General features: G+C 70.9%; 2 protein-coding genes. Both read right to left on the bottom strand.

Annotated elements, in window-relative coordinates; translation table 11 throughout:
- Nucleotides 1–178: 178 nt before the first annotated feature.
- Complete coding sequence (locus ACE3OU_RS18785) at nt 179–850, bottom strand: hypothetical protein (RefSeq protein WP_374243083.1); 672 nt, start codon at nt 848–850, stop codon at nt 179–181.
- A gap of 171 nt (nt 851–1021) precedes the next feature.
- Nucleotides 1022–1654 carry a hypothetical protein gene (locus ACE3OU_RS18780; protein ID WP_054018253.1) on the bottom strand — a complete coding sequence of 211 codons (633 nt, stop codon included), beginning with the start codon at nt 1652–1654 and terminating at the stop codon, nt 1022–1024.
- Between the last annotated feature and the right edge of the window lie 172 nt (nt 1655–1826).

Here is a 1826-nt window from a genome sequence, read left to right as displayed (position 1 = left end):
GCACTGGCTGATCGAGCGTGAGGTGCAGTCCCTGACCGGTCGCTGAGCGCCCGTCGCCCCGTTCGCAGTCTCGGAAACAGGAACGCCCCCGGTGCTGGGCCGGGGGCGTGCTGGGTGACGGCCTGGAGTGGATCTGGATCGGGCCGTCTGAAGGGCCTCGAACGTTCGACCGGGTGGTTCAGCGGAACACGCGCGGCTCGACGCTTGCCCCGCGCATGAACGCGAGGTACGCACCGGCCTTGCCGATGTCGTCGAAGTTCGCCACGGGCTGCTCGTGCAGCACCACGGCCCAGGGACGGGCATCGTCTTCACTGGCGCGGATGCGCAGTTCCGGTGGCTGCCAGCGCGAGTGGCGGTACAGGGGCAGGCCGGTGTCCCAGTCCATCAGTGCCAGCACATGCGCACAGAGGATGGCCGTGCCGCCCGCCTGTCCCGGCTCGACGAGCAGCGGCACCTTCAGCAGGCCGGTCGAGCGGCCGACCGAGCCGACCACGTCGAACTCGTCGAGCCAGCTCGCGCCGGTGCCGGTGTCGCCCAGCACCAGCCGCACCTTGCGGCCGTCCCGGCGGCAGGTCTCCAGCACCCTCGCCAGGCGAGGGTCCGTGCCGGGGTCGAAGTAGGTGCCGTGGCCCTGGGCGGACTCGCCCCAGGCACGCACCGCAGCGAGGTACTGCTCGTAGCCGGTGAGGCTGGCCGCGTCGTCGGCGGTCGGCATCAGGTCGGGACGATCGAGGCGCTGCGCGATCTGCCGGGCATGGTCGCGGGCGTTGTCGAAGCCGAAGCAGGTCACGCCACCTTCGGTGGCGATCACATACAGGCGTTGCTCGGGATTCAGGGTGATGTCTCGCATGGGGAACTCTCGAAGTTGGGAGGGCGGACACCGGCCCTGGCGGGCGGGCCCGCGGGCGGTTGGATCGGGTGCCGGTCGCGCCAGACCGCTGGACGTCAGTCCATGGCCGAGGCACGTCAGCGATCGAACCCGGTGCAGCCGATGGGGCTGCGCCGGGGCTCGGTCATCGGATCAGCGCCGGCTGATCTGGACGGCGGGTGCGGGGCCGTCGACGGGAGGTTCCGGGGCACGCTCGGAGCCGCCTTCGGAGCCACTGACCGGCGACGCCGGGGACATGCCGGCCTGGTGCTGGAAGCGGGCGTGCGCGTCGGCGAACTCGGCATCGCCCAGCAGCTGACGAACCTGCGCGGCGGCCGGTTCGGGCCTGCTGTCGGCGTCACGGGCCGCGGCTGGGCGCGCGCCCCGCTTCGATGTTGCTGGCGAGGCTGGCGGTGCAGCGGCAATGGCCTCGTCCAGGACGTCGGCAGTGCGGTGGTACGCCTTCTGCGTGACGCCGCCGACGAAGGCTGCGGGTCGCTGCAGCGTCCACTGGACCAGCAGGCGCAGCCACTGCCCGATGCGCTTGTCGCGGGCCTGGCGCGCCTTGTGGACGCGCAGCGACTGCTTGCAGGACAGGTACAGCGCCAGGTGGCGACGCTTCATCTCGGCGTCGCCGTCGAGCTGCGCCATCACCTCGGCGGCGAGGGCGACGTCACGGCCGACGCGTCTGTAGAAGCCGACCCAGGCGCGCTGTTCCTCGATGTCGATGGTGCTGCGCCGCGGTGACGAGCTCTGGAAGGATCTGTCTGGGAAAGCATGACTCATGGGGTTCTCCAAGAAGGCGAGGGAACCCCGACTCCGACGGGAGACGGTGACTCCCGGAGGGTGGATGGCGAGGACGGCTGGAAGCCGCAGCAAACGGGGTGTCGGGTGATGGCGTCCCGATGCCATCGCTGGCAACCGGTTCACCATCCCCGAGACCCGAGGACTCGATCGG

The sequence above is a fragment of the Zoogloea sp. genome, from assembly GCF_041908905.1.
Lineage (GTDB): Bacteria > Pseudomonadota > Gammaproteobacteria > Burkholderiales > Rhodocyclaceae > Zoogloea.
The sequence above is the reverse complement of the archived record's forward strand: the minus strand, read 5'-3'. Positions and strand labels throughout refer to the sequence as shown.

Coding starts and splice junctions, on each gene's coding strand:
- ACE3OU_RS18780 (WP_054018253.1), bottom strand. CDS start 1,654: ATGAGTCATGCTTTCCCAGACAGATCCTTCCAGAGCTCGTCACCGCGG.
- ACE3OU_RS18785 (WP_374243083.1), bottom strand. CDS start 850: ATGCGAGACATCACCCTGAATCCCGAGCAACGCCTGTATGTGATCGCC.